Here is a 5254-nt window from a genome sequence, read left to right as displayed (position 1 = left end):
CGTAGTGGATAGCGTGTCAAACACGAAGTGCCCACTTATACAAACGCTGCGCGTTTGTGTGGGCAAAGGGGCAACTGCATTCCCCTTTGAACCCCAAGCAAGAGCGCGCGCGGAAATGGCGATCTACCACCTTCGGGCCACGATGATTTCCCGCTCCGCTGGTCGCAGCGCCACGGCGGCAGCGGCATACCGCACCGCCGAGAGGATCGAGGATCACCGCACTGGGCTGACCTTTGATTATCGTGCGCGCGGTGGCGTCGATCACGTGGAAACCCTCGCCCCGGCCAACGCGCCCGCATGGGTGCAGGACCGGGCGGCGCTGTGGAACGCGGTCGAGGCGGCAGAGACCCGGAAGAATTCGCAGGTCGCCCGCGAAATCCGGGTGGCTTTGCCCGCCGAGCTGGACCACGGGCAGCGCGTCGAGCTGGTGCGCGAGTTCTGCCAGCGCGAGTTCGTAGCCCGTGGCATGGTGGCCGACATAGCGCTTCATGCGCCGGGACGCGAAGGCGATGATCGCAACCACCATGCCCATATCATGCTGACCACCCGCGAGATCGGCCCCGAGGGGTTCGGGGCGAAGAACCGGGACTGGAATGCGGTCGAGATGCTGGAAGGATGGCGTGAGGCATGGGCGCGGGACAGCAACCGCGCCCTTGAGCGATGCGGCCATGATGAGCGGATCGACCACCGGACGCTAGAGGCGCAGCGGATCGAGGCCTCGGCGCGGGCCACCGCGGCGCATGATCGCGGCGACGAGGCCGAGGCGCTGCGTCAGACGGTGCGGGCGGTGGAGCTGGACCGGGATCCGCTGCCGCAACTGTCTGCCGGGGCGTGGCAGATGAAAGAACGCGGCATCGAGGTCGCGGCCGTCCGGGTGTGGCGCGAGGTCAAAGCACAGGCGGCCGAGGTCGCGCGGGTGGCGGAGGTTCTGGCCGGTCAGGTGCGGGACTGGATCGGGCGGGCGGTGGATCGCCTCGGGCCGTTGACGCAAGAGGGGGCGGCGCAGGGGCTGGCCTATGCCAGCGCTGCGGATCGGGATGGCCGGGAGGGGAGGCAGGACCTGGCCGCGCGGTTGCGCGAGGCATGGGAGGCCCGCCAGAGCCGCCCCGCGTCCGATACCGTGGCCGCACCTGGTCAAAGCCCGGAACCGGAATCCGCCCGCAGCCTGGCCGAGCGGCTACGGGAGGCCGCGCAGGGGATCGACCGGGGAACGCTGGCCGAGGCGGCAGCGCGGTTGCAGGAAAGCCGGGAGGCCGAGGAACGCCAACGGGTGCAGGAAGTCGAGCGTCTGAAGGAGCAAGAGCGGCAGCAGGAACGGTTACGGGAGCGGGAAGAGCTAAACCGAGACAAAGGTATGGATCACGGCATGTAGTTCTCTCATCAATATCAAGGAGTATTTAATTTTATTATATCAATGGAAGGGGTGTTGTCGAAGTGCGTCATATATATTTCTTTAGTTAAAAAGAATAGTTCATCGTGAGACTTTCTATTAATGTATCCTGCCTTTGATAAGGCGTGAACATATTGATGAAGCAGGGTTTCGTAATGAGAGTCGTGAGCGCATTTTTCTCGCAATGGGCATTGTGACCTGTCAAGGTTGGGTTCGCTAGTGTAGGCTTGTTCAATAAGGTCTTCTATTATCTTTGTGGCATTTGTGCGAAGATCATTGTTGTACGATTGAGATTCAGCCAGCGTTGGCCTGTAAGTCCATAGATTTGCGTGATTTTCGTAGGATACTTTTTTTGCGGCGCCTTTGTGAGTTGCTGCATTATGGGTGGCAGCGTATAAAACTTTATTCCAACGTAGTGCGCGCTCCTTGAGTCTCTCTGCGTCTTTTTCAAATACTTCTCTATCTGTTTGTATGTCTACATCTGCTCGTTTGTCGTATTGAAGTAATGGCTTGTCTTTTATCATCCAATGAGTGCCAGATCCCTCAATATACCACTTTTGTTTTGAAAAGAAATCTGATGTAAAAAAATCAGAATCTGCTAGCGTTAAGCAGTAGAATTTTTTCGTAAACATCGCGTATCCAGTGTCCTTTTTTGCGTTCTATAGAACGAATTATTATGATCTTTCGCTTTTCCATGGCCACCATCTACGGCGTGTTTGTGGCGCTTCTGGCGCTGGCAGCATCCGGCGCAGATCCTCGATGTGCCTTCCTCGTTCATCGGCCAGTGCCTCGGCCACTGCTGCGCGTTTTTCAGCATCCGCAAGCTGCTCTTTCAGGGCCTCAAATTGGCCGGGTAAGGGGGTGTTCTTGGTGGACAAATTTTCATGTTCTTGGCCGCCAACCTTTTCCACCTCGTCTTGCCGTGGCTGGTAAACCCTTGCCATCTCTGACGGGTCTATTGTCCACGTTCTTTGTCCATCCTGAACACCTGAAATCTTGCCAGATTTAAGGGCTTTTTGCAGGGTTGGCCGGGAAACATCGAAGTGTTTTACCGCCTCTCGTATGGAAAGTTTGTCCACCTTTTTCACCCCTGTTCGCTCTGGTCAAAGTTGGGTGATTTTGCCCGGTCAAAGGTGGGCAAGTCTGGCTCCATCCCATCAAGAAATGGTTGTGAAGGAGGGGGGAGTCCGTTCCCGCTCGGCAGTTGCTGTTCTCCACGGAACAGGCTGGGCAGGCGGCGCAAAGGCTCTTGGTGGTCGATCTGATCGCGGTCAGGCTGTTCCTCATCGGAGACGATCACGGCGGCGGTGAACAGGCTGTAGCGGATGCCGTCCCGCTTGCCGCTCCATGCTACGCGATCATTGATGATGTGCGCGTTCACGGTGCCGTTCTCCCCGATCTGGCGAACTTCAATCCAGCGGTCCTCAACCAGTACGTCAACTGCCCGCTGGACGGTTCGGCGGCTGCACTTCATCAGGGCCGACAGCGTTTTTTGGCTGACGACAACGGCGTTATGCTCCCCGACCCGTGCTGTCAGGATGTGCATGAGCTGTGCGGCCTTCGGGGCTTTCTCGATCAAGCTGGCCCACGCCTCATGTGCTGCCCGCTCGGTTTGGACCCACTGACCTGCGTTTCTCTTCTCTGGAAGTGCCGACATTTGCCCTCGCTAAAAACCGCGTTTTCTGGCGCAGGGGTGCGCCATTCATGTCAAGTTTTTGGACAAGAATGTCCGGTTGCCCGCGCACATTCAAGTCAAAAAGATTGACATGAATGGCAAAAAACGCGCCACAAATGACGCACCCCTACGACATGAGCTATGACGCACCCCTACGACATGAGCTATGACGCACCCCCCCCAAACAACGTATTGATTTAATTGACATAATTTTTTTCCCCTTCTTATGATCTTAAGGCAGGCAAAAAATGCACAGTCCGGGCGCGCTTGCGCGCCGGGGGGGAGCGCCTTTCCAAGGGGCTGGCGACCCCCCGCCTACGGACGGGCTGTGTAGTTTTTGCTTGCCATCGGACGCGAGGCCCCTTGTGGGCCGAGTGGACGATTCCGCGCATGTGTGCGCATGACGGGTGGGGGTGCGGGGGAGGGATAATGCACCGGCAACGCCCATGGCTGTCCTCGGATTTGCTTAGAACAAGGAAGTGATAACTCTGGTTGTCAGACACCCACATGATAACTATAGTTGTCGAATGATCGAGTTAATCCGAAGCGGAACCTTCGATACCTGGCTTTCCGGTTTGCGGGATCGCAGAGCGGTTGCGCGCATCGCTGCCAGACTGGACCGCCTTGCGGCGGGGAACCCCGGCGATGTGGAGCCGGTCGGAGAGGGTGTTTCGGAGCTGCGGATCAACTACGGGCCGGGCTACCGGGTGTATTTCATCCAGCGCGGGCCGGTTCTCGTGATCCTGCTTTGTGGCGGCGACAAGTCCACGCAGAGCAAAGACATCAACCAGGCCAAGGTGCTGGCCGCAGAGTGGAAGGGCTAAGCGATGCCGGAAGAAAAATTCGCCCGCTACGATTCCGCTGACTACCTCAAGACCGAGGAAGACATTGCGGCCTATCTCGAAGCGGTCATGGAAGATGGCGGCGACGATCCCGCCTATGTTGCTCGCGCCCTTGGTGTGGTTGCCCGCGCCCGGAATATGACCGCTCTGGCCCGTGAGGTTGGCATGAGCCGGGTGGGGCTGAACAAGGCGCTATCCGGGGATGGGAATCCTACGCTGTCCACGGTGATGAAGGTTGCCAAGGCGCTCGGACTGAAAGTCTCGATCCAGCCCTGAGCGTGAAGGTCCGGTTTTTGTGTGTCGGGAAGTCCGGAACCCCGCAGCGGCAGCCCATTCCACATTTCGCCCTGACGGAGGCTGATGGGCAGAAGCCCAAAGGTGGATCAGCCGCCGTCTACATAGCCGACAACTGGACCGGAGGAAACTACCGGCTCACTCTTCGGCTTGCTGGGCTGGTGGATCAATCCATATTCCGCAGAACCTTCGCCCGTCCGTGTTTTGAGCAATCTCACCGCCTGCCGATCGGCAGTAGATGTTGGGATAATCTCCAAACTTGTGCGCATCGGCGCGACCTTGGAGCCAGAACATCATCAGAGCGCCCAGAAGCGCCCCTGTAGCACCTACAGAGGTCAGCCAGACCCAGAACCCGCCGAAATAGCGCCATGCTTGTCTGCGGGCCTCTCCTGCGGCCTGTGAGAGGCTTTTAGCGGCCTTGAGGCTCTCGGCGTGGGATTTCTCGATTGCCTCTCTGGCGGCGCTCTGTGCGGCCTCTACGGCATGAGCGCGCACATCAAGGGCGGTTTTAGCCAGATCGTGCTGGATGACCTTTTGCACAACGGGGCCGACCTGGCTCATACGCTCTACGCCGGTCAGGATCGTTTTGTTGATTGCTGCGGCCTCATCCTTGCTCAGGCTGGTGCGCTTCAGGTCCGCAAGCTCATTGCGTAGCAAGGTGATTTCATCAACGAAGGCTTGAATTGGGTCTTTGATGCTCATGCTTCGCCTGCCTTGGCATCGAGGTCGGCCAGCAGTCCGGCGATTTCCTTCTGGTCCACGTCCCGGGTTGCGTGTTTGCGCAGGGTGGATGCCAGCCATTTGGAAATCTTGGGGTCTTTCAGTGCCTCGGTGGTGACGATGGCGCCGACGATGATCTTTCGACGGGTGTCGCTGGCCTTCTGACGGGTTTTGAGCCGCGCCAGCTTTGCTTGCGTATCTGCAATCTGCTGGTCGATGGTGCGCGCCATTCTTCCGCCCTTCCTCGTTACAACCGTTGAATTTGTGCCGCGTAGTGGATAGCGTGTCAAACACGAAGTGCCCACTTATACAAACGCTGCGCGTTTGTGTGGG

General features: G+C 58.3%; 8 protein-coding genes. 3 read left to right on the top strand and 5 right to left on the bottom strand.

Annotation, left to right across the window (positions count from 1 at the left end; genetic code table 11):
- The first annotated feature begins 115 nt into the window (after positions 1-115).
- Positions 116-1372: a MobQ family relaxase gene (gene mobQ / locus Q9295_RS17845; RefSeq protein ID WP_306681939.1), complete on the top strand. Its 1257-nt coding sequence runs from the start codon at positions 116-118 to the stop codon at positions 1370-1372.
- A gap of 14 nt (positions 1373-1386) precedes the next feature.
- On the opposite strand, the gene Q9295_RS17840 is transcribed toward mobQ, so the two are convergent.
- The 3 genes from Q9295_RS17840 to Q9295_RS17830 are packed head-to-tail and all read right to left on the bottom strand — an operon-like array spanning position 1387 to position 2969.
- Entirely contained in the window at positions 1387-2022 is a 636-nt protein-coding gene (locus tag Q9295_RS17840; RefSeq protein WP_306681938.1) for a hypothetical protein, read from the bottom strand.
- A 42-nt stretch (positions 2023-2064) separates the two neighbouring features.
- Complete coding sequence (locus Q9295_RS17835; RefSeq protein ID WP_306681937.1) at positions 2065-2469, bottom strand: hypothetical protein; 405 nt, start codon at positions 2467-2469, stop codon at positions 2065-2067.
- A 5-nt stretch (positions 2470-2474) separates the two neighbouring features.
- The gene (locus Q9295_RS17830; RefSeq protein WP_306681936.1) at positions 2475-2969 is read right to left on the bottom strand and encodes a helix-turn-helix domain-containing protein; all 495 of its coding nucleotides are present in this window, start codon (positions 2967-2969) and stop codon (positions 2475-2477) included.
- Positions 2970-3592: 623 nt separating this feature from the next.
- Between Q9295_RS17830 and Q9295_RS17825 the strand changes: the two genes are divergently transcribed.
- A complete protein-coding gene (locus Q9295_RS17825; RefSeq protein WP_306681935.1) occupies positions 3593-3889 on the top strand; it encodes a type II toxin-antitoxin system RelE/ParE family toxin in 297 nt (98 codons plus the stop codon).
- A 3-nt stretch (positions 3890-3892) separates the two neighbouring features.
- Complete coding sequence (locus Q9295_RS17820) at positions 3893-4183, top strand: addiction module antidote protein (protein WP_306681934.1); 291 nt, start codon at positions 3893-3895, stop codon at positions 4181-4183.
- A gap of 156 nt (positions 4184-4339) precedes the next feature.
- On the opposite strand, the gene Q9295_RS17815 is transcribed toward Q9295_RS17820, so the two are convergent.
- On the bottom strand, positions 4340-4903 hold the full coding sequence (locus Q9295_RS17815; RefSeq protein WP_306681933.1) for a hypothetical protein: 564 nt from the start codon (positions 4901-4903) through the stop codon (positions 4340-4342).
- Positions 4900-5151, bottom strand: a complete 252-nt coding sequence (locus Q9295_RS17810) for a hypothetical protein (RefSeq protein WP_306681932.1) — start codon at positions 5149-5151, stop codon at positions 4900-4902. The genes Q9295_RS17815 and Q9295_RS17810 overlap by 4 nt, the downstream gene beginning before the upstream one ends.
- Between the last annotated feature and the right edge of the window lie 103 nt (positions 5152-5254).

Origin of the sequence: Pseudogemmobacter lacusdianii (genome assembly GCF_030848395.1) — a bacterium.
In the GTDB taxonomy this organism is placed as follows: Bacteria; Pseudomonadota; Alphaproteobacteria; order Rhodobacterales; family Rhodobacteraceae; genus Pseudogemmobacter; species Pseudogemmobacter lacusdianii.
This window is presented reverse-complemented; position numbering and strand designations above follow the sequence as displayed.

Excerpts from the sequence above, each read along its gene's own strand:
- mobQ (WP_306681939.1), top strand. The coding sequence starts at position 116 with ATGGCGATCTACCACCTTCGGGCCACGATGATTTCCCGCTCCGCTGGT.
- Q9295_RS17840 (WP_306681938.1), bottom strand. The coding sequence starts at position 2,022 with ATGTTTACGAAAAAATTCTACTGCTTAACGCTAGCAGATTCTGATTTT.
- Q9295_RS17825 (WP_306681935.1), top strand. The coding sequence starts at position 3,593 with ATGATCGAGTTAATCCGAAGCGGAACCTTCGATACCTGGCTTTCCGGT.
- Q9295_RS17820 (WP_306681934.1), top strand. The coding sequence starts at position 3,893 with ATGCCGGAAGAAAAATTCGCCCGCTACGATTCCGCTGACTACCTCAAG.
- Q9295_RS17815 (WP_306681933.1), bottom strand. The coding sequence starts at position 4,903 with ATGAGCATCAAAGACCCAATTCAAGCCTTCGTTGATGAAATCACCTTG.
- Q9295_RS17810 (WP_306681932.1), bottom strand. The coding sequence starts at position 5,151 with ATGGCGCGCACCATCGACCAGCAGATTGCAGATACGCAAGCAAAGCTG.